Raw genomic sequence first — 21,683 nt, forward strand, 5'->3', positions numbered from 1 at the left:
GTGGTGGTGCACCCGGCCCCGCGCTTACGCGGGGCCACCCGCCGGGCGGGTGCGCGGGCCGGCTTGGGGGCGGCCCGGCGCTCGGCCCGCTGGTGGAGCACCCGGCCCCGCGCTTGCGTGGGGCCACCCGCCGGGCGGGTGCGGGCCGGCTTGGGGCGGCTCGGCGTTCGGCCCGGTGGTGGGGCACCCGGCCCCGCGAGTACGCAGGGCCACCCGCCGGGCACCCGGCCCCAACAGATCAGTTCTTGATTTCGAGATCGGCTGCGGTCTTGCCGGCTTCGAGTGCGGCCTTGAACCAGTTGGGGCGCTTGCCGTGGCCGGTCCAGGTGTTGCCGGCTTCGTCGCGGTACTTGGGTGCGGCGGCGGGCTTCTTGGCGGCTGGCTTCTTGGGGCTGGCGGCGGCGGCCTTGCCGCGTGGCTTCTTGCTGGGGGCGTCGCCGAACAACTCCTGCGGCGTCAGGCCGTAATGGCTGATGGCCTCTTTGATGCGGACCACCACACCCGAGATTTCCTTGGCGCGCAGCGCCTCGGCTTCTCGTTGCAGCTTGTCGATCTGGGATTGAATCTGGGCGAGTGAGCGTGCCATGCGTTTTCCGTGAAGCCGGCTGGTGCCGGTTGGGTGCCAGGTGGCATTGCGGCTTCTATTCGGCCGGCAATTGCCAATTCACCCTCCCTGAATAGGGATGCACTGTACTCCGGAGTCGTTGCCAAGATGTATCCGGGCATCGGCGCTGGCAAACGCGTGGCAATGGCGTGGCATTGGCGCGTCATTGCGCAGGGCACAGAGCAAAGAGCGCAGTGCAAAGGGCGCAGTGCACATGCGCATTGGCCTGGTCATTGCCGCCGCCCCGAGAAGGCCATTCGCGCCCGGTGAATCACCGGGCGATTGCCGGCATTCAGCGTTTGCCGCGTCGCGGGCTGCTGGCTGGGCGGGGGCTGCCGGCGGTGCGCGGGGTGCCGGGCCCGGCGGCCGGGCGGTGCTTGCCGCCGGCCGTGCCTTCACGCGGTGGCAGGCCGGTGTGCTGGGTCAGGATGCGGCCTTGCACGGGCTTGGCCGCTTTGCCCGACTTGGGGGTGGCGCCTGTCTTGGGCGTGGCGCCTGTCTTGGCTGGCGTGGACGGTGTTGAATTGGTGCGCCGCGGGCTCTGGTAACCCGCTTCGGTGCTGGGCTGCCAGGCCGGAATGAGTTGCTGCTTGCCATTGCCGATGAGTTCGGCGCGACCCATGTCCTTCAAGGCCTCGCGCAGCAGCGGCCAGTTGGCGGGGTCGTGGTAGCGCAGAAAGGCCTTGTGCAGGCGGCGCCGGCGATCGCCCTTGACCACGTCAACCTTCTCGGCCCGCGCATCGCGGTGAATGCCCTTGAGCGTGTTCAGGCCCGAGTGGTACATGGCCGTGGCACTGGCCATCGGGCTGGGATAGAAGGCCTGCACCTGGTCGGCGCGAAAGCCGTTGCGCTTGAGCCAGAGGGCGAGGTTGAGCATGTCTTCATCGCTGGTGCCCGGGTGCGCGGCAATGAAGTACGGAATCAGGAACTGCTGCTTGCCCGCCTGCTCGCTGGCCTTCTCGAACATGGCCTTGAAGCGGTCGTAGCTGCCGATGCCGGGCTTCATCATCTTGCCCAGCGGGCCGGCCTCGGTGTGCTCGGGCGCGATCTTCAGGTAGCCGCCCACATGGTGCGTGACCAGCTCCTTCACGTACTCGGGCGAGCGCACGGCCAGGTCGTAGCGCAGGCCCGAGCCGATCAGCACCTTCTTGATGCCCGGCAGTGCGCGGGCGCGGCGGTACATGCTGACCAGCGGGCTGTGGTCGGTGTGCAGATTGCTGCAGATGTCGGGCCACACGCAGCTGGGCTTGCGGCAGGCGGCCTCGATGGCCGGCGACTTGCAGCCCAGGCGGTACATGTTGGCGGTGGGGCCGCCCAGGTCGGACACGACGCCGGTGAAGCCGTCGACCTGGTCGCGGATGGCCTCGAGCTCGCGGATCACCGAGTCTTCCGAGCGGCTCTGGATGATGCGGCCCTCGTGCTCGGTGATCGAACAAAAGCTGCAGCCGCCGAAGCAGCCGCGCATGATGTTCACCGAGAAGCGGATCATTTCCCAGGCCGGGATCTTGGTGTCGCGGTCGTGGCGGCCGTCGGGGTCGGCATAGCGCGGGTGCGGGCTGCGCGCGTAGGGCAGGTCGAACACATGGTCCATCTCCTCGGTGCTGAGGGGGATGGGCGGCGGGTTGATCCACAGCTCGCGCGTGCCGGCGCCTTCGCCGTGGCGCTGCACCAGGGCACGGGCGTTGCCGGGGTTGGTCTCCAGGTGCAGCACGCGGCTGGCATGGGCGTAGAGCACCGGATCGGCCTTGACCTTCTCGAACGACGGCAGGCGGATCACCGTGCGATCGCGCGGCGAGCTCACCGCGCGGCGGCCGTTGCGCAGCAGCGGCTGGCGGATCAGGCGGATCGGCTGGGCCACCAGCGCGGTGGTGGCGGGCTGGGCGGCGGGCTGGGCGGCGCTTGGGTCGGCGGGGGTGGCATCGGCGGCATTGCCGCCCGAGGCGCAGGCCGGCGCGCCGTCGCTGTCCTGGCCGGCCATGCCGCCCTGGTCTTGCGGCACCTCGTAGGGGTTGAGCAGCTGGTCGATGTGGCCGGGTGTGTCGACCTCGTTGGAGTACAGCTCGAACCAGCCGTGCAGCGCCGGATCGTCGGGCTTGCGCAGGAAGGCGGTGCCGCGGATGTCGGTGAGGCTGTCGACCGGCTGGCGCTGGGCCAGGCGGTGGGCGATCTCGACGATGGCGCGCTCGGCATTGCCGTACACCAGCAGGTCGGCCTTGCTGTCCACCAGGATGGAGCGGCGCACGGTGTCGCTCCAGTAGTCGTAGTGGGCAATGCGGCGCAGGCTGGCCTCGATGCCGCCGATGACCACCGGCACGTTCTTGAACGCCTCGTGGCAGCGCTGGGTGTAGACCAGGGTGGCGCGGTCGGGCCGCTGGCCGGCCACGCCGCCGGGGGTGTAGGCGTCGTCGCTGCGGATTTTTCGATCAGCCGTGTAGTGGTTGATCATCGAATCCATGTTGCCGGCGGCCACGCCGAAAAACAGCGCCGGCTCGCCCAGGGCCTTGAAGGCCTCGGCGCTGTGCCAGTCGGGCTGGGCGATGATGCCGACGCGAAAGCCCTGGGCCTCGAGCACCCGGCCGATCACCGCCATGCCGAAGCTGGGGTGGTCGACGTACGCGTCGCCGCTGACGATGACGATGTCGCAGCGGTCCCAGCCCAGCTCGTCCATCTCGGCCCGGGTGGTGGGCAGGAAGCGGGCGGTGCCAAAACGTTTGGCCCAGAACGGGCGCCAGCTGGTCAGCGGCTTGGCCGACAGGGGCGGGGACAGGGCGACGGGCGCGGAGGACGGTTTGGCAGACACGGTGGCGGCAGCTGGAGGCAACCGGCGATTGTCGCCGCTGCGGCCCGGCACGCCAACCGCAGGGTTGTGACTCAGGCCGCCTCGGGCGAGCAGGCCGACACGGCACGCGCCGCCAAATGCTCCACCAGACGCAGCGCGGCCGGTGCCAGCTGCTCGCGGCCGCGAAAACACACGGCAAAACGCCGCCGCGCCCAGGGGTCGGCCAGCGGCCGCAGCACCAGGGCGCCGGCCTCGGCCAGCGGGCGGGCCACCTGGCGCGGAATCACCGTGACGCCCAGCCCGGCCTTCACCACGCGCAGCGCGGCGTCGAAGTTCGACACCACGGCGCGGTAGTTCAGCGTGCGCCCAGCCTGTGCGGCGGCGCGCTGCAGCATGGCGTACACCGCGGTGGCCGGCGGCAGGCCCACCTGGGGGTGGTCGAGCACGTCGGCGAAGTGCAGCGCGCCGCGGCTGCCGTCGCGGGCCAGCGCATGCCCGGGCGGCAGCGCCAGCACCAGTTCGTCGGGGTGGTAGGGCAGGGTGGCCAGGCCGCCCAGGTCAGCGCGGTCCCAGCACACGCCGATGGCGGCCTGGCTATCGCGCACCCAGCGTGCCACCTCGGTGGACAGGCGCTCCTCGATCTGTACCTGGATGCCCTGGTGCTCGGCCGCGGCCATGAAGGCGGCCACATCGTCCAGCAGCGACTGCGCCACCGCCGAGGCGCTGGCCACCAGACGCACCTGGCCGCGCAGCCCGCCGGCAAAGGCGGCGGCGTCGGCGCTGATGCGGTCGATGGTGAACAGCACGGTGCGCGCATGCTCCAGCAGCGCCAGCCCCGCCGGCGTGGGCTGCACGCCGCGGCGTCCGCGCAGCAGCAGCGGCGTGCCCAGCGTGGCCTCCAGCGCACTGAGCCGCTTGCTGACGGCCGAAGGCTCGATGTGGGCCTGGGCCGCGGCCTGGCTGATGTTCTGGCAGTCGCACACCGCCACCCACAGGCGCAGGGTTTTCAGATCGAGGTCGCGCATTGGCTGGCCGGCCGGGCCGGTGTTTCAGGGTTTCCGGATTGGAACACCTGAGCGGAAAAATCACCACTTCCTGGTTGATCACGGCATGCCTAAAGTGCGCCCCATCCCAGTGCCTTGGAGTCCGAACCATGCCTCTGCCACCCCAGGTGGTGATCCGCGAAGTGGGCCTGCGCGACGGCCTGCAAAGCCTGGCCACCGTGATGCCCACCGAGCACAAGCGCGCCTGGCTGCGCGCCGCGCATGCCGCGGGGCAGCGCGAGATCGAGGTCGGCTCCTTCGTGCCCGCCGCGCGGCTGCCGCAGCTGGCCGACACGGCCGAGCTGCTGGCCTTTGCCCACACGCTGCCGGGGCTGAAGGCCTCGGTGCTGGTGCCCAATCTGCGCGGTGCCGAGGCCGCGCTGGCCGGTGGCGCGCACCTGATGATCCTGCCGCTGTCGGCCAGCCACGCGCACAGCCTGGCCAACCTGCGCAAGACGCCCGACGAGGTGGTGGCCGAGCTGGCGCGCCTGCGCGCCGCCCGCGACAGCGCCGCCACGCCCGAGGGCCGCCGCACCCTGATCGAGGGCGGCGTAGGCACGGCCTTTGGCTGCACGCTGCAGGGCGAGGTGCGGCCGGCCGAGGTGTTGCGCCTGCTGCAGGCCCTGCTGGACGCCGGCGCCGACCGGGTGAGCCTGGCCGACACGGTGGGGCTTGCCGATCCGGCCAGCGTGGCGCGCCTGTTCGAGCAGGCGCTCACGCTGGCCGGCGAGCGTTTCCACTGCGGCCACTTCCACGACACCCGCGGCCTGGCGCTGGCCAATGTGCAGGCCGCGCTGGGCCTGGGCGTGGCGCGGTTTGATGCCAGCCTGGCCGGCATCGGCGGCTGCCCGCATGCGCCGGGCGCCAGCGGCAATGCCGCCACCGAAGACCTGGCCTTCATGCTCGAGGCCATGGGCTGCGACACCGGCCTCGACCTCGAGGCCCTGCTGGCCCTGCGCGCCCGGGTGGCCGGCTGGCTGCCCGGCGAGCCGGTGCATGGCACGCTGTGGCGGGCCGGGCTGCCGACGGGTTTCACGGCGCGGGTGCAGGCGCGGCGGGCGGCCACCAAGGCGCTTGCGGCGACGGCGGCGGCCGAGGAGGCTGCGGCCGCCGCGCCGCATGCTCAAACGCCGCCACGGCCGGCCGCCTCAGGCACGATGAGCAGCGCAGCCGGCGCCTGCCGCCACCTGCCGCTGGCCGGCGTGCGGGTGGTCGAGTTCACGCACATGGTGATGGGCCCCACCTGCGGCATGATCCTGGCCGACCTGGGGGCCGAGGTCATCAAGGTCGAGCCGCCCGGCGGCGACAAGACGCGCCAGCTGCCCGGCCTGGGCATCGGCTTCTTTCGCAGCTTCAACCGCAACAAGCTCAGCGTGGTGCTCGACCTGCACACGCCCGCCGGCCTGGCCGATGCGCGGGCGCTTGTCGCCAGTGCCGACGTGATGCTCGAGAACTTCCGCCCCGGCCTGATGGCCGGCCTGGGGCTCGACCACGCCAGCCTGGCGGCCAGCCATCCGCGGCTGATCAGCGTCTCGCACAAGGGCTTTCTGCCCGGCCCCTACGAGCGCCGCACCGCGCTCGACGAGGTGGTGCAGATGATGGGCGGCCTGAGCTACATGACCGGGCCCGAGGGCCGGCCGCTGCGCGCCGGCACCAGCGTCAACGACATCATGGGCGGCATGTTCGGCGCCATCGGCGTGCTGGCGGCGCTGCGCGAGCGCGAACGCAGCGGCCGCGGGCAGGAGATCCAGAGCGCGCTGTTCGAGAACTGCGTGTTCCTCAGCGCCCAGCACATGCAGCAGTTCCTGATGACCGGCGAGCCGCCGCCGCCGATGCCCAGCCGGGTGTCGGCCTGGAGCGTGTACGACGTGTTCACGCTGGCCGGTGGCGAGCAGCTGTTCGTGGCGGCCACCAGCGACCGCCAGTTCCTCACGCTGTGCGAGCTGCTGGCGCGGCCCGACCTGGCACACGACCCGGCCCTGGCCACCAATGCCCAGCGCGTGGCCGTGCGGCCCGAGCTGCTGCGCCGCCTGGGCGACAGCTTTGCCACCTGGGGCAAGGCCGAGCTGGCGGCGCGGCTCGAGGCCGCCGGCCTGCCCCATGCGCCGATCACCCGCCCCGACGAGCTGGTGCACGACCCCCACCTGCTGGCCAGCGGCGGCCTGGTGCCGATGGCCACCGACGATGGCCACAGCACCCAGGTGGTGCTGCTGCCGCTGCTGCTGGACGGCCACCGCCCCGGCGTGCGCCTGCCGCTGGCCCGCGCCGGCGAGCACACCGCGGCGGTGCTGGGCGCGCTGCGCGCCACGCCGCCGGCCTGATACCCGCCCCACCACAACAACCGGAGACACACCATGACCGCTCTTTTGCACCGCCGCCAGCTGCTGGGCGCCGCCGCTGGCCTGGCCGCGCCGTGGGCCTGCCGCACGGCGCATGCGCAGGCCGCCACGCCGCTGCGCGTGATCCTGCCGGTGGGCCCGGGCTCGGGGGTCGACCTGATCCTGCGGGCCGCGCAGGCCGCGCTGTCCAAGGCCCTGGGCGGGCAGCCGGTGGTGCTGGAGAACCTGCCCGGTGCCGGCGGCATCACCGGCACCCAGGCCGTGGTCAAGGCGGCCGCCGATGGCAGCACCATCGGCGTGGTGTCGAACAACCACGCGGTCAATCCCAGCGTGTTCAAGAAGCTGCCCTACGACAGCCAGGCCGACCTCACGCCGATCAGCGTGGTGGGCAGCTCGCCGTTCCTGCTGGTGGTCAACCCGGCCAAGGTGCCGGCCAGAACCGCCCGCGAGCTGCAGGCCTACCTGAAGGCGCGGCCCGATGTCTGCAACTACGGCAGCTCGGGCAACGGCACCATCATCCACCTGGCCGGCGAGATGGTGGTGGACGCCATGGGCGTGAGCGTCAAGCACATCCCGTACAAGGGCATGGGGCCGATGCTGGCCGACCTGATCGGCGGCCAGATCGAGCTGGGCGTGGCCGCCGTGCCGGCGGTGCAGGGCCACCTCAAGAGCGGTGCACTGCGCGCCATCGGCGTGATGGGCCAGCAGCGCGTGGCCTCGCTGCCCGAGCTGCCCACGCTGGCCGAGCAGGGCTTTGCCGAGGTCGACGTGGCCGGCTGGTTTGCCGTGATCGGCCCCAAGGGCCTGCCGCCCGCGCAGGTGCGGCGCCTGCTGGACGCCGTGACCGCCGCCTTTGCCGATGCCGAGGTGCGTGCCGCCATGGCGCGCCAGGACAACCACATCGCCCCCAGCACGCCCGAGGCCGCGGCGCAGTTCTTCAAGACCGAGCAGGAGCGCTACGCCCGCCTGGTGAAGAAGGCCGACCTGAAGCTCGATTGAGGCCGGTGGCGGCGGCAACAAGCCGGCCGCTCGCCTGTCGCACCAGGGACTGCCGGCGCACCGCCGCTGGCCTAGTGTCGGCCTCCAGCGGCGCCGCAGCCGCAGGAGACAACCGGCATGGATTTCAACCTGCCCACCGACCTGGTGGCCTATCTGGCGCGGCTCGATGCCTTCATCGAGGCCGAGATCCGACCGCTTCAGGCGCAGCACGACAACGAGCGCTTCTTCGACCACCGCCGCGAATGGGCGCGCACCGATTTCGAGGGTGGCGGCCTGCCACGGCCCGAGTGGGAGGCCCTGCTGCTGCAGGCCCGGCAGCGCGCCGACCAGGCCGGCTTCTACCGCTTCAGCCTGCCCGAGGCCTACGGCGGCGCGGGCGGCGGCAACCTGTGGATGGCGGTGATCCGCGAGCACCTGGCCGCCAAGGGCCTGGGCCTGTTCAACGACCTGCAGAACGAGCACTCGGTGGTCGGCAACTTTCCGGTCATCGTGATGCTGCGCGACTTCGGCAGCCCGGCGCAACAGCAGCAGTTCATCCACGGCTGCCTGGACGGCCGCTACCGCATCGCCTTCGGCCTGACCGAGCCCGGCCATGGCTCGGACGCCACCCACATGGACACCCGTGCGGTGCGCGAGCAGCGTCACGGCCGGCCCGGCTGGCGCATCGACGGCGAGAAGATGTGGACCACCGGCATGCACACCGCCACCCATTGCACGCTGTTTGCGCGCAGCAGCGGCGCGGCCGGCGATGCGCGCGGCATCACCGCCTTTCTGGTGCCGGCCGACGCACCGGGCGTGAAGATCGAGGAGTACCTCTGGACCTTCAACATGCCCACCGACCACCCGCGCGTGAGCTTCACCGACGTGTGGGTGCCCGATGACGCGATGTTCGGCGCCGAGGGCCGCGGCCTGGCCCTGGCCCAGGCCTTCGTGCACGAGAACCGCATCCGCCAGGCCGCCAGCTCGCTGGGCGCGGCCGACTACTGCGTGCGCGAGAGCGTGCGCCATGCGCGCCAGCGCCGGCCCTTCGGCGAGGACCTGGCGCGCAACCAGGGCATCCAGTTTCCGCTGGTCGAGCTGGCCACCCAGGTGGAGATGCTGCGCCTGCTGATCCGCCAGACGGCCTGGCAGATGGACCAGATGCCGCACCCCGAGGTGGAAAAGACGCTGAGCGACAAGGTCTCGATGTGCAACTACTGGGCCAACCGCCTGGTGTGCGAGGCCGCCGACCGCGCGATGCAGGTGCACGGCGGCATCGGCTACAGCCGCCACAAGCCCTTCGAGCACATCTACCGCCACCACCGGCGCTACCGCATCACCGAAGGCTCTGAAGAGATCCAGATGCGCAAGGTGGCGGGCTTTCTGTTTGGCTACATGGGGCCGAACAAGTTCTGACCTTGCTCGCCCCGGCACCCGGCACCAGCGAGATCCGCATTTACCCTTTGCCCCGGCACCCTCGTGTGCAGGTACAGTGTGAAAGCGCTTTCAATGATGCCAAGAACCGACCCGTCCCCGCCGACCACCGCGCCGCGCGCCGCCCTGGCGCACCGCGTGCCACGCCGCCTGCTGCCACGCCTGGGGCCGCGCCGCGCACCCTATGTGCTGCTGCTGCCCTTTCTGGCGCTGTTCGTGGTGTTCGGGCTGTTTCCGCTGGGCTTCAGCCTGTGGCTGGCCTTCCAGAGCTGGGAGCCGACCAGCGGCCTGGGCGCGATGAGCTTCGTCGGCCTGGACAACTTTGCCTTCGCGCTGCAGGACGAGTGGTTCTGGAAGTCGCTGCGCAACACCGCCTGGCTGGCGCTGGCCGCCGGCCTGCCGCAGCACCTGGTGGCCATTCCGCTGGCGGTGTTCATCCACAGCCGCTTCCAGCGCCTGCGCAATGCGGTGATCGGCGCCTACTTCCTGCCCTACATCACCAGCACGGTGGCCATCGCCATCCTGTTCGGCGCGCTGTTCTCCACCGACTACGGCCTGGTCAACCAGGGCATTGCCCAGGCTGCGCGCTGGCCGCTGCTGGGCTGGCTGCTGCCGCAGCAGGCGATTGACTGGATCAACCGCCCCGAGTACCTGCGGCCGACCATCGCGCTGATCGTGTTCTGGCGTTACGTGGGCTTCAACACCGTGCTTTACCTGGCCGCGCTGCAGACCATTCCGAAAGACCTGTACGAGGCCGCGCGCATCGACGGTGCCGGCAGCTGGGCGCGCTTTCGCCACATCACGCTGCCCGGCATCCGCCCGATGGCCTACTTCGGCGTGACGCTCAGCGTCATCGGCGGGCTGCAGCTGTTCGAGGAGCCCTTCGTGCTCACCAACGGCCGCGGCGGCATTGACCAGGCCGGCATGACCGCCGCGATGTACCTCTACCGCCTGGCCTTCGACTTCAATGACTTCGGCGCCGCCAGCGCCATGAGCTGGGTGCTGTGCGCCATCGTGGTGGGCCTGACCTGGGCCACCAACCGCGCCTTCCGCGAGCGGGGCTCGACATGAGCCGCGCACCCGCGGCGCGCGGCATGGCGCTGGGCTCGGCCTACCTGCTGGTGGGCGTGGGCGCGCTGCTGATGCTGGCGCCGTTCTACCTGATGTTCGTGTTTGCCACGCATTCGCGGGCCGACATCTTCAACCTGCCGCCACCGCTGTGGTTCGGCGGTGATGTGCTGGGCAACCTGCAGATCCTCACCGCGCGCATCCCGTTCTGGCGCAACCTGGGCTGGAGCCTGTACGTCGCGCTGGCCAGCACCGCGCTGACCCTGGTGTTCTGCAGCATGGGCGGCTACGCCTTTGCGCGCTTCGAGTTCAAGGGCAAGCGCGCGCTGTTCCTGCTGGTGATGGGCACGATGATGCTGCCCACCTTCATGAAGATGATCCCCAGCTTCATCATCATGGACATGCTGGGCTGGATCGACGAGCCGCGCGCGCTCTACATCCCCGGCGCGGCCAGCGCCTTCGGCATCTTCCTGATGCGCCAGTTCATCGCCGCCTCGGTGCCCACCGAGCTGATCGAGGCCGCGCGGCTCGACGGCTGCGGCGAGCTGGGCATCTGGTGGCGCGTGGTGCTGCCGCTCAGCCGCCCGGCGCTGGGCACGCTGGGCCTGGTGACCTTCATCGCCAGCTGGAACAACTTCGTCGATCCGCTGATCGTCATGCGCAACCCCGAGATGTTCACGCTGCCGCTGGCCCTGCGCAACCTGCAAAGCCCGCTCGACACGCAATGGGGCGCGCTGATGGTCGGCTCGGCCATTGCCACCGTGCCGCTGCTGCTGCTGTTTGTGATGTCGTCGCGCCAGCTCATCGCCGGGCTCACCGCCGGCGCCGTCAAGTGATGCCGTCCGCGCACCGCGATCCCCATCCCCATCCCGATTTCTGCCGCACCGTCCCATGAGCCCCATCGCCCCGCTGCCGACCCAGGCCTTTCCTGCCGACTTCATCTGGGGCGTGGCCACGGCCGCGTTCCAGATCGAGGGCGCGGCCACCGCCGACGGCAAGGGCCCGTCGGTGTGGGACAGCTTCTGCCGCCAGCCCGGCGCCATTGCCGACGCCAGCAACGGCGACGTGGCCTGCGACCACTACCACCGGCTCGAGGCCGACCTCGACCTGATCGCCAGCCTGGGCGTCAACAGCTACCGCTTCTCGGTCAGCTGGCCACGGGTGCAGCCGCTGGGCCAGGGCGCCTGGAACCCTGCCGGACTCGACTTCTACGAGCGCCTGGTCGATGGCCTGCTGGCGCGCGGCCTGCAGGCCCACCTCACGCTCAACCACTGGGATCTGCCGCAGGCCCTGCAGCAGCAGGGCGGCTGGATGCACCGCGACACGGTGCAGCACTTCGTCGACTACGCGCGCGGCATCCAGGCCCGGCTGGGTGACCGGCTGAGCACGCTGGCCACCCACAACGAGCCCTGGGTGATGGCCACGCTGGGCCACGAGACCGGCATCTTCGCGCCCGGCGTGAAAAGCCGGCGCAGCGCCAGCGCGGTGGCCCACCACCTGCTGCTGAGCCACGGCCTGTCGCTGCAGGCGCTGCGCGCCGACGGCGCGCGTGCGCGCCTGGGCATCGTGCTCAACCAGTCGCCGGTGCAGCCGGCCACGCCCAGCGCCGAAGACGCCGCCGCCGCGCGCCTGGAAGACGGCAAGCTGGTGCGCTGGTACATGGACCCGCTGCTGAAGGGCGCCTACCCCGAGGACGTGCTGGCCTGGCTGGGCGACGACGGCCCGCCGGTGCAGGCCGGCGACCTGGCCGCCATCGCCCAGCCGCTCGACTGGCTGGGCCTGAACTACTACTCGCGTGCCGTGGTCAGCGCCAGCGGTGCCTGGGACGCCAGGCAGGGCGGCCTGCCGCTCACCGAGATGGGCTGGGAGATCTACCCGCAAGGCCTCACCGAGCTGCTGCTGCGCCTGAAACGCGACTACGCGGTGCCGCCGCTGGTCATCACCGAGAACGGCGGCGCCTTTCCCGATGCCACCTGGCACGACGGCGAGCTGGCCGACGACGACCGCTGCGCCTACCTGGCCAGCCACATCGGCGCGGTGGGCGACGCGCTGGCTGCCGGTGTGCCGATGGCCGGCTACATCGTCTGGAGCCTGATGGACAACTTCGAATGGGCCTCGGGTTATGCCAAGCGCTTCGGCATCGTGCATGTCGACTACCAGAGCCTGGCGCGCACGCCCAAGCGCAGCGCGCGCTGGCTGAGCGCCTTCATGGCCCGCCAGCGCCTGCTGGCCGCGCGGGGCTGAGCGCATGCTGTCGCGCCGGGGCCTGCTGGCGGCGGGGGCGGGGGGCGCGGCCACGCTGAGCGTGTGGCCGGCCGCGGTGACGGCCAGCGAGGGCCGCGCCCCGCGCGAGGTGCTGACCATCGCCGCCTTTCCGCTGATCGACGAGATCGGCCGCGCCGCGCTGTCGCGCTGGCGCACGCTGCACCCCGAGGTGGCGCTGCGCATCCTCACCCGCCAGTACATCGACCACCACACGGCGATGACCACCGCGCTGTCCACCGCGCGCGGCCTGCCCGACGTGATGGCGCTGGAGGCCAGCTTTGTCGGCCGCTATGCCCGCGGCACCGGCCTGCTCGACCTGCGCCAGCCACCCTTTGGCATCGAGCAGCTGCGCGACCGGGTGGTGCCCTATGCCTATCAGCAGGCGGTCACGGCCACCGGCGCGGTGGTGGCCATGCCCACCGACATCGGCCCCGGCACCATGCTGTGGCGCACCGACATCCTGGGCCGCGCCGGACTCGACGGCAATGCCATCGGCCGCAGCTGGGACGACTACCTGGCCGCCGGCCGGCAGATCAAGGCCCGCACCGGCGCGTTTCTGGTGGCTGCGGCGCAGGAGATCAAGGACATCGCGCTGCGCGACGGCCGCCAGCCCGGCGAAGGCCTCTACTACGACGCCGACTCGCGCGCGCTGGCCGACACGCCGCGCTTCGAGCGCGCCTTCGAGATCGCGCTGCGCGCGCGCCAGGCCGGCCTGGACGCGCGCCTGACCGCCTGGACCAATGAATGGGCCGAGGGCTACAAGCGCGGCAAGCTGGCCACCGCGCTGTCGGGCGCCTGGCTGGTGGGGCAGCTGGCCACCTGGGTGGCGCCCGAAACCCGCGGCCTGTGGCGTGCCGCGCAGCTGCCCGGGCCCACCTATGCGGCCTATGGCGGCACCTTCTATGCGCTGCCGCGCCAGGCCGATGCCCGGCGCCGCGCGCTGGCCTGGGACTACATCCGCCTGATGACGCTCGACACCGGCCAGCAGCTGGCCGCGTTCAAGCAGCAAGACGCCTTTCCGGCGCTGCGCGAGGTGCACCAGGACGCGTTCTTCGACGGCCCGGTGGCCTTTCTCGGCGACCAGCCGGCGCGCCGCCTGTGGCGCGAGGCCGCGGCGCGCATCGACGCCATGCCGGTGCACCGCCAGAACGCCTTTGCCGACGAGGTGGTCAACACCGAGCTCGACAACGTGCTCACCCGTGCCAAGCCGATCCGCAGCGCGCTGGCCGATGCCCAGCGCCTGCTGCAGCGCCGTGCGCTGCGTTGAGTGCTGCGTCGAGTGCTGCCTTGTGCGCCGCCTTGTGCGCGCGCCCCGTTCGTTGGCTGGCTGCTTGGCTGGTCCGTCCGCCTGATCGTTCGCTTCCTGGAGACCCGCTGATGCCCACTGCCCGCCCTGGCCCGAACCGCTCGCCGCTGATGGCGGCCCTGCTGGCGCTGGGTGCGCTGGCCGCCTGCGGCGGCGGCACGGCCACCGCGGCCGATGCCGTGGCCGCCGGCACGCCGGCCGCCACCGACGCGGCGCTGGCCGAGCCCTTGCGCCCGCCGGCCGGCCACAGCCTGGTGTGGGCCGACGAGTTCGACCGCGACGGCCTGCCCGACCCGCGCCGCTGGGCCTACGACACCGGCATGAACAAGCAGGGCTGGCACAACCGCGAGCAGCAGTACTACAGCGGCCCGCGCGCCGACAACGCCGAGGTGCGCGCCGGCCGCCTGGTGATCACCGCGCGCCTGGAAGAGCGCCGCGACCAGGCCGACTGGGGCGGCCAGCGCTACAGCTCGACCCGCCTGGTCACGCTGGGCCGGCAGGACTGGACCTACGGCTTCTTCGAGGTGCGCGCCAAGCTGCCCTGCGGCCTGGGCACCTGGCCGGCGATCTGGATGCTCAACAGCGCGCTCGACTGGCCGGCCGGCGGCGAGCTCGACATCATGGAGCAGGTGGGCCGCGAGCCGGCCAAGGTGTTCTCCACCATCCACACCGCTGCCGGCCATGGCGGCAACGGCTCGGGCAATGCGATCCAGGTGCCCGACGCCTGCAGCGCCTTCCACAACTACCAGATGCTGTGGACGCCCACCGAGCTGCGCTTCGGCATGGACGGCAAGACCCACCACATCGTGCGCAACGACGGCAGCGGCCGCGCGCGCTGGCCCTTCGACCGGCCGCAGTTCCTGATCCTCAACATCGCGGTGGGCGGCGACCTGGGCGGCCCGGTGGACGACCGCGCGTTCCCGGTGCGCTTCGAGATCGAGCACGTGCGCGTGTACCAGGCACCGCGCTGATCAGTCGGCCGCCAGCTCGCTGCGCCCGCGGCCCAGGTGCTTGGCGCGGTACAGCGCCGCGTCGGCGCGGCGCAGCAGATCGTCCAGGCTGTGCGTGCCGCGGCCGCAGGTGGCGATGCCGGCCGAAAAGCCGATCGGCAACAGGCCATGCAGGCCGTGCAGGCCCGGCGGGCCATCGAGCGGCAGCGGCAGGCCGCTGCCGGTGCCCTGGCGCAGCGCCGCCACGCGCAGCTGCGCCTGGGTGGCATCGGCGCCGGGCAGCAGCAGCGCGAACTCTTCGCCGCCGATGCGAAACACCGAGTCGCTGGCGCGCAGCCCGGCCGTGAACACGCCGGCCAGCGCCTGCAGCACCGCGTCGCCCACGGCATGGCCGTGGCTGTCGTTCACGCGCTTGAAGTGGTCCACGTCCAGCAGCACCAGGCTCAGCGGCTGGCCGGTGGCCAGCTGGTGCTGGCGCTCCTGCGCAAAGCGCTGCACCAGGGCGCGCCGGTTGTGCAGGCCGGTGAGCGGGTCGCGCAGGGTCTGCTCGCGCAGCTCGGCCTCCAGCTGGGCCACCTGGGCCAGCTGGGCGTCGCGCTGGGCCAGTGCGGCGGCCAGGCGGGTTTGGGTGCGGTGGCGCTCGGTCACGTCGCGCAGTTGCAGCATGCGGCCGATGCGCTGCGTGCCGCTGCCGATGTCGGTGGCGCGCACATCCAGCACCAGCGGTGGCGAGTCGATCACCACCGTGCCCTCGCCGTGCGGCGCGCGCTGCAGCAGCTCGGCCAGCGCCGCGCCGGCCACCGGCCAGTCGGCCAGCGCCAGGCCGCGCGGCACCACGGGCGTGCTGGCGCCGGCCAGCGCGCCCTGACTGGCCAGGCGCTCGCCGGCGCGGTTGCAGTCGATCACGCGGTTCAGCGAGTCGAGCACCAGCACCGGGTCGGGCAGGGCGGTGAACAGCAGCCGGCGCGACATCGGCACCACGCGCAGCAGGCTGCTGTTGCGGATCAGCCAGCCAAAGCCCACCACCGCCACGGCAAAGCTCAGCGGCGTGGGGTCGCCACCCAGCAGGCGCACGCCAAACAGCACATAGGCCACGTTGGTGGTCCAGGGCACGGCCATCATCAGCAAAAAGGCCAGCCACTGCGGCCGGTCTTCGGGCGCGCATTCCTGCACCGCGCGGCCGATCAGCACCGTGGCCCGCACCAGCCAGCCGTAGCCCCACACCGCGGCCAGCAGAAACAGCGGCCCGTAGGCATAGCGCATGCGCGGCAGGCCCATCACCGGCGGGCCCAGGTCGCTGGCCGGGCCGTAGAACGCGGCATGCCAGCCGTTGCTGTAGGCCGCAGCCGTCAGCGCGGCGATGGCCAGCACCGTGAGCAGCACCGCCATGCGGCGCGGCGGCTGCGTGTCGCTGCTGACATAGCGCTGCAGAAACAGCGACCACAGCACCGGCAGCGCCAGGATCACCGGCCAGCACAGCAGCGCCAGCGTGCTCTTGCAGCCGGGCGACACGGCGGCGTGTTCCACCGTGGTGCCGGCAATCCACAGCACCAGCACCACGTTGAGCCAGAAGAACGCGCGCTTGCCCGGAAAGTAGCGCTGCGCATCGGCCCAGCCGGCCACCGCGGCCAGGCCCGACACCACGGCCAGGCGCACCGGCAGGTCGGGGGCCACCTGCCAGGCCGTGGCCAGGCAGGCCGCGGGGTCGATCGCCGGCGTCATGCGCGCCGGCGCATCCGCCGGGCGGCGGGCCGCAGGCCGGGCTGGCGAAGGGGCGGGGACGGGCGTGGCATAGGGGGTGTGCGCCCCGCGGCGGGGGCGGCGCCGGCAGTATCGCGCAGCGGTGTTTCAATCGGTGTCTGCACCGACTGGAGCCTCGGCCATGCCCTCAACCGCCGCCTTGCCACGCGCCGCCGCCTGCCCAGGGCGCTCAGCGGCCCGGCCTTCCACGGCCAGGCCATGACCGGCCCGGCCATGAACGGCCCGGGCCTGCTGCAAACCCTGCGCCAGGGCCGCCAGGTGGTGCTGCACGTGGGCGAGCCCACGGCCGCGCCCAGTGGCCTGAGCGTGTGGCTGATCCATGGCGCCGGCGGCCGCGCCGCGCAGTGGCAGGGCATTGCACCGGCGCTGCAGGCCGCCGGCCACCGGGTCCTGGCGCTGGATGCGGTGGGCCATGGCGACAGCCCGGCGCCCCGGCGCTTTGCGCATTACGCCGGGCCCGAGCTGGTGGCCGATCTGCGCGAGCTGCTGGCCCGGCATGGCGGCGCGCGCAACCGGCTGGTGGCCCATTCCTACGGCTGCTCGCAGGTGCTGGCGCTGCTGTCGCAGGCCGGCGTGGCGCCGCTGCCGCCCATCGACCGCTTGCTGCTGCTGGCCCCGGCCGGCCCCGAGCGGCGGCGGCGCACGCCCTGGATCTTCTGGCTGCCGGTGCCGGTGCTGGAGTGGCTGCGCCCGCAGCTGTCGGCCGGCTTCCATGCCGCGGCCTGGGGCGACGCGGCCGACGCCGCCCTGGTGGCGCGCGAGACCGCGATCAGCGACCGCAACCCGCTGCATGTGATCAAGGCCTTGTTCCGCCAGCGCCTCGCGCTGGATGCGCCGGCCCTGCAGACGGTGCACTGGCCGGTGCAGATCCTGGCCGGCGCGCAGGACGGGCTGACCCCGGCCGCCGGCGCGCAGGCCCTGGCCGCCACGCTGCCCCGGGCCCGCATCGAGGTGCTGTTGCGCACGGGGCACCAGATCCTGCTCGAGCGGCCGCAGCAGGTGATCGACGCGATCCTCGGCCCGGCGGACTGAGCCTGCCGCCGGGCGCCCGGTTCATGCGCCCGCACGAGGCGCCCGGCTTATGCGCCCGGCGCCTAAGCTAACTGCCAAAAGGTGGTTGGCCCGCACCGGCCGGCCGCCCAGAATGCGGGCCTGCCCCATCCACCCCCGGCGGGTGGCTCATGTCTGCACCGCGCCCTGCCGCCACCGTCTGCCCGTGAACTTTCAGCAACTGCGCTCGGCGCGCGAGGCCGTGCGCCAGAACTTCAACCTCACCGCGGTGGCCGGTGTGCTGCACACCTCGCAACCGGGCGTCAGCCGGCAGATCCGCGAACTGGAAGACGAGCTGGGCATCGACCTGTTCGGCCGCGCCGGCAAGCGCCTGACCGGCCTCACCGAGCCCGGCAAGCTGGTGCTGCCGATCATCGAGCGCCTGCTGCTGGAGGCCGACAACCTCAGGCGCGCCGGCGACGAGTTTGCGCGCAGCAACGAAGGCGCGCTGACCATTGCCGCCACGCATTCGCAGGCGCGTTATGCGCTGCCGGCGGCGGTGCGCGACTTTCGCCAGCGTCGGCCCCTGGTGCAGCTGCACCTGCACCAGGGAACGCCGCAGCAGGTGGCACGCATGCTGATCGACGGCGAGGCCGACATCGGCATCGCCACCGAGGCCCTGGCCCAGTACGACGAGCTGCTGGCCCTGCCCTGCTACCGCTGGACGCACACCGTGGTGGTGCCGCCCGGCCACCCGCTGGCGCTGGAGGCAGCGGCCGGCCAGGGCCTCACGCTGCAGCGTCTGGCGCAGTTTCCGCTGGTCACCTACGAGTCGGGCTACACCGGCCGTGCGCACATCGACGAGGCCTTCGCCAAGGCCGGCCTCACGCCCGAGATCGTGCTGGTGGCCATGGACGCCGACGTGATCAAGACCTATGCCGAGCTGGGCCTGGGCGTGGGCATCGTCGCGGCCATCGCCTTCGACGAGGAGCGCGACCCGCACCTGCGCGCCATCGACGCCCGCCACCTGTTTGCCGCCAACATGACCCGCCTGGCCATCCGCCGCGGCGCCTGGTTGCGCCACTACGTGTTCGACTTCATCACCACCTTTGCGCCACCGCTGACCCAGCAGATGGTGCAGCGCGCCCTGGTGGCCGAGCCGGGCGAGGCCTTCGAGCTGTAGGCCGCCGCAGGCTGCATGCTGCAGCCGCTGCGGCGGCTTCTGATGGCGGCGCCTAGATGGCCGCCGCCGGGTCGTCCACCACCGCGCCATCGGCACCGGCCACGAAGCGCGTGACGCGCCGGGCCTTCAGCCAGGCCCGCTGGCCGGGGGCCAGGTTCAGGCTGTCGCGCAGGGCCTGCCAACGCGCGCGGGGCAGTTCCACATCGACATAGCTGCCGTCGTCGCGGCGAAACTCGAGCCGGGTCACCGGCCCCAGGGTCAGCACCTGCACCAGCTCGGCCGGACAGGCGGCGTGCTCGGCGGGGGGCGCGGTGGTGAGCTCGGCAGCGTCAGGCTGGCCCAGCACATCCAGCTCGTGCGGGCGCACATAGTGCACGTCGCCCTCGGCCGCGCCGGCGGCGCCGCCCGGGCCATGGCCGCTGTGGCCTACCCGGCCGTGGAACAGGTTCACGTCACCCAGAAACTGCAGCACAAAGGGCGTGGCCGGGCGGTCGTACACCTCGTCGGGGCTGCCCACCTGCTCGATGCGGCCCTCGTTCATCACCACGATGCGGTCGGCCACTTCCATGGCCTCGTCCTGGTCGTGGGTGACGAACACGCTGGTCACATGCATCTCGTCGTGCAGGCGGCGCAGCCAGCGGCGCAGCTCCTTGCGCACCTTGGCGTCCAGCGCGCCGAAGGGCTCATCGAGCAGCAGCACCTGGGGCTCGACCGCCAGCGCGCGGGCCAGCGCAATGCGCTGGCGCTGGCCGCCCGACAGCTGGTGCGGGTAGCGCTCGGCAATCCAGTCGAGCTGCACCAGCTTCAGCAGATCGGTGACCTTGGCGCGGATCTGCGCATCGCTCGGCCGCGTGCTCTTCGGCCGCACGCGCAGGCCGAAGGCCACGTTCTCGAAGATGTTCATCTGCGGGAACAGCGCGTAGTGCTGGAACACGAAGCCCACGTTGCGCTCGCGCACATCGGCGCCGGTGGTGTCGGCGCCGTGAAACAGCACCTGGCCGCTGTCGGGCACCTCCAGCCCGGCAATCATGCGCAGCAGCGTGGTCTTGCCCGAGCCCGAGGGGCCCAGCAGTGCCACCAGCTCGCCCGAGGCGATGCTGAGGTTGAGGTTGTCGCAGACCTTCAGGCGGCCGAACTGCTTGTTCAGCGCACGTACTTCGATGCTCATTCCAAAGGCTCCTTGGCCGCGCGCAACTGCTGCTCGAGCCGGCGCTCGACCCACAGCTTGAGCACCAGGGTCACCAGCGCCAGGCCGGCCAGCAAGCTGGCCACGGCAAAGGCCGCGGCGAACTGGTACTCGTTGTAGAGAATCTCGATGTGCAGCGGCAGGGTGTTGGTCTGGCCGCGGATGTGGCCCGAGACCACGCTGACCGCGCCGAACTCGCCGAACGCCCGTGCGTTGCACAGGATCACGCCATACAGCAGCGCCCACTTGATGTTGGGCAGCGTGACCCGGCGAAACACCTGCCAGCCGCTGGCGCCCAGCACCACGGCGGCTTCCTCCTGCTCACGGCCTTGCGCCTGCATCAGCGGGATCAGCTCGCGCGCCACGAACGGGAAGGTGATGAACACCGTGGCCAGCACGATGCCCGGCACCGCGAAGATCACCTTCAGGTCATGCGCCTGCAGCCAGGGGCCGAACCAGCCCTGCAGGCCGAACACCAGCACATACACCAGGCCGGCGATCACCGGGCTCACCGAGAACGGCAGGTCGATCAGCGTCAGCAGCAGGCTCTTGCCGCGGAACTCGAACTTGGCAATGCACCACGCGGCGGCCACGCCGAACACCAGGTTCAGCGGCACGCTGATCGCCGCGGCCACCAGCGTGAGCTTCAGGGCGCTGACGGCATCGGGCTCGCGAATGGCTTCCAGGTAGACCTCGACGCCCTTCTTGAACGCCTCGACGAACACCGCCACCAGCGGCACGAACAGAAAAAGGCTCAGAAAGGCCAGCGCCACGCCGATCAGCGTGAAGCGCAGCCAGGCCGGTTCTTTGGTGGCCACCTTGACAGGACCATGGGATGTCATCTTGGTTGCTCGCAAAGCACAGGTCGAAATCAAGCAGTCGCCGCGGAACCGGCTTCGCCGGGCCGCTGGCGGCGCCCCCCTGGGGGGGAGGTGCCGAAGGCACTTCGGGGGGGAGTCATGTCACTGACCCTGCCGTTTCCGGGCCCAGGCCTGCAGCAGGTTGATCACCAACAGCATGGCGAAGCTGGCCACCAGCATCACCACCGCGATGGCGGTGGCGCCGGTGTAGTCGTATTGCTCGAGCTTGCTGATGATCATCAGCGGCGTGATCTCGCTGACCATCGGGATGTTGCCGGCGATGAAGATCACGCTGCCGTACTCGCCCAGCGCACGCGCAAAGGCCAGCGCAAAGCCGGTGGTCAGGGCCGGCAGCAGGATCGGCAGGATCACGTGGCGAAAGGTCTGCCAGCGCGTGGCGCCCAGCGTGGCGGCGGCTTCTTCGTACTCGGCCGACAGGTCTTCCAGCACCGGCTGCAGCGTGCGCACCACGAAGGGCAGGCCGATGAACAGCAGCGCCACAAACACGCCCAGCGGCGTGAAGCTCACCTTGAAGGGCAGGTACTGCCCGATCCAGCCGTTTTGCGCATACAGCGCGGTCAGCGTGATGCCGGCCACCGCGGTGGGCAGCGCAAAGGGCAGATCGACCAGCGCATCGACGACGCGCTTGCCTGCGAACTGGTAGCGCACCAGCACCCAGGCGATGATCAGGCCGAAAAAGGCGTTGACCAGCGCCGCCAGGAACGACGCGCCAAAGGTCAGCCGGTAGCTGGCCAGCACGCGCGGCGCGGCCACCGCATCCCAGAAGGCCGGCCAGCCCATGGTGGCGGTTTTCAGAAACACCGCCGCCAGCGGGATCAGCACGATCAGGCACAGGTAGCTGAGCGTGAAGCCCAGCGCCAGGTCGAAGCCCGGCAGCACCGAGTGGCGCTTGAGAAGAAGGCGGGAAAACATCAGC

General features: G+C 71.5%; 17 protein-coding genes and 1 pseudogene. 11 read left to right on the plus strand and 7 right to left on the minus strand.

What is annotated here, in order from left to right:
- Window positions 1-238: 238 nt before the first annotated feature.
- From N4G63_RS23305 to N4G63_RS23315, 3 genes are all read right to left on the minus strand, one after another.
- Window positions 239-586, minus strand: a complete 348-nt coding sequence (locus tag N4G63_RS23305) for an H-NS histone family protein (RefSeq protein ID WP_260790012.1) — start codon at window positions 584-586, stop codon at window positions 239-241.
- Window positions 587-896: 310 nt separating this feature from the next.
- Window positions 897-3,404 (minus strand): YgiQ family radical SAM protein, encoded by a 2,508-nt coding sequence (locus tag N4G63_RS23310; RefSeq protein WP_260790013.1) that lies wholly within the window; start codon window positions 3,402-3,404, stop codon window positions 897-899.
- Between the two features lie 71 nt (window positions 3,405-3,475).
- Complete coding sequence (locus N4G63_RS23315) at window positions 3,476-4,408, minus strand: LysR family transcriptional regulator (protein WP_314600379.1); 933 nt, start codon at window positions 4,406-4,408, stop codon at window positions 3,476-3,478.
- A gap of 128 nt (window positions 4,409-4,536) precedes the next feature.
- Here N4G63_RS23315 and N4G63_RS23320 point away from each other — a divergent pair.
- From N4G63_RS23320 to N4G63_RS23360, 9 genes and pseudogenes are all read left to right on the plus strand, one after another.
- Window positions 4,537-5,460 (plus strand): annotated as a pseudogene (locus N4G63_RS23320) (hydroxymethylglutaryl-CoA lyase); the annotation flags it as partial.
- A gap of 123 nt (window positions 5,461-5,583) precedes the next feature.
- Window positions 5,584-6,747, plus strand: a complete 1,164-nt coding sequence (locus tag N4G63_RS23325; RefSeq protein WP_260790219.1) for a CaiB/BaiF CoA transferase family protein — start codon at window positions 5,584-5,586, stop codon at window positions 6,745-6,747.
- A 33-nt stretch (window positions 6,748-6,780) separates the two neighbouring features.
- Entirely contained in the window at window positions 6,781-7,764 is a 984-nt protein-coding gene (locus tag N4G63_RS23330) for a tripartite tricarboxylate transporter substrate binding protein (protein WP_260790015.1), read from the plus strand.
- Window positions 7,765-7,881: 117 nt separating this feature from the next.
- Window positions 7,882-9,159, plus strand: coding sequence for an acyl-CoA dehydrogenase family protein (locus N4G63_RS23335; RefSeq protein ID WP_314600380.1), 1,278 nt, complete (start codon window positions 7,882-7,884; stop codon window positions 9,157-9,159).
- 156 nt (window positions 9,160-9,315) lie between these two features.
- On the plus strand, window positions 9,316-10,248 hold the full coding sequence (locus N4G63_RS23340) for a carbohydrate ABC transporter permease (RefSeq protein ID WP_260790017.1): 933 nt from the start codon (window positions 9,316-9,318) through the stop codon (window positions 10,246-10,248).
- Window positions 10,245-11,081 carry a carbohydrate ABC transporter permease gene (locus N4G63_RS23345; protein ID WP_260790018.1) on the plus strand — a complete coding sequence of 279 codons (837 nt, stop codon included), beginning with the start codon at window positions 10,245-10,247 and terminating at the stop codon, window positions 11,079-11,081. Before N4G63_RS23340 ends, N4G63_RS23345 begins: the two co-directional genes overlap by 4 nt.
- A 55-nt stretch (window positions 11,082-11,136) precedes the next feature.
- Window positions 11,137-12,489 (plus strand): GH1 family beta-glucosidase, encoded by a 1,353-nt coding sequence (locus N4G63_RS23350; protein ID WP_260790019.1) that lies wholly within the window; start codon window positions 11,137-11,139, stop codon window positions 12,487-12,489.
- Between the two features lie 4 nt (window positions 12,490-12,493).
- A complete protein-coding gene (locus N4G63_RS23355; RefSeq protein ID WP_260790020.1) occupies window positions 12,494-13,777 on the plus strand; it encodes an ABC transporter substrate-binding protein in 1,284 nt (427 codons plus the stop codon).
- A 110-nt stretch (window positions 13,778-13,887) separates the two neighbouring features.
- Window positions 13,888-14,787: a glycoside hydrolase family 16 protein gene (locus tag N4G63_RS23360; protein ID WP_260790021.1), complete on the plus strand. Its 900-nt coding sequence runs from the start codon at window positions 13,888-13,890 to the stop codon at window positions 14,785-14,787.
- Here N4G63_RS23360 and N4G63_RS23365 read toward each other — a convergent pair whose 3' ends face one another.
- Window positions 14,788-16,488: a histidine kinase N-terminal 7TM domain-containing diguanylate cyclase gene (locus tag N4G63_RS23365; RefSeq protein WP_260790022.1), complete on the minus strand. Its 1,701-nt coding sequence runs from the start codon at window positions 16,486-16,488 to the stop codon at window positions 14,788-14,790.
- Window positions 16,489-16,725: 237 nt separating this feature from the next.
- Between N4G63_RS23365 and N4G63_RS23370 the strand changes: the two genes are divergently transcribed.
- Both N4G63_RS23370 and N4G63_RS23375 read left to right on the plus strand, forming a co-directional pair.
- Window positions 16,726-17,559, plus strand: a complete 834-nt coding sequence (locus N4G63_RS23370) for an alpha/beta fold hydrolase (RefSeq protein WP_260790023.1) — start codon at window positions 16,726-16,728, stop codon at window positions 17,557-17,559.
- 184 nt (window positions 17,560-17,743) lie between these two features.
- The gene (locus N4G63_RS23375) at window positions 17,744-18,700 is read left to right on the plus strand and encodes a CysB family HTH-type transcriptional regulator (RefSeq protein ID WP_260790024.1); all 957 of its coding nucleotides are present in this window, start codon (window positions 17,744-17,746) and stop codon (window positions 18,698-18,700) included.
- Between the two features lie 52 nt (window positions 18,701-18,752).
- Here N4G63_RS23375 and N4G63_RS23380 read toward each other — a convergent pair whose 3' ends face one another.
- The 3 genes from N4G63_RS23380 to cysT form a co-directional block, all read right to left on the minus strand.
- Window positions 18,753-19,868 (minus strand): sulfate/molybdate ABC transporter ATP-binding protein, encoded by a 1,116-nt coding sequence (locus tag N4G63_RS23380; protein ID WP_260790025.1) that lies wholly within the window; start codon window positions 19,866-19,868, stop codon window positions 18,753-18,755.
- Entirely contained in the window at window positions 19,865-20,704 is an 840-nt protein-coding gene (gene cysW, locus N4G63_RS23385; protein ID WP_443112101.1) for a sulfate ABC transporter permease subunit CysW, read from the minus strand. Before cysW ends, N4G63_RS23380 begins: the two co-directional genes overlap by 4 nt.
- 144 nt (window positions 20,705-20,848) lie before the next feature.
- Complete coding sequence (gene cysT / locus N4G63_RS23390; RefSeq protein WP_314600406.1) at window positions 20,849-21,682, minus strand: sulfate ABC transporter permease subunit CysT; 834 nt, start codon at window positions 21,680-21,682, stop codon at window positions 20,849-20,851.
- Between the last annotated feature and the right edge of the window lies 1 nt (window position 21,683).

It is taken from the genome of Aquabacterium sp. OR-4 (assembly GCF_025290835.2).
GTDB lineage: Bacteria > Pseudomonadota > Gammaproteobacteria > Burkholderiales > Burkholderiaceae_C > Pseudaquabacterium.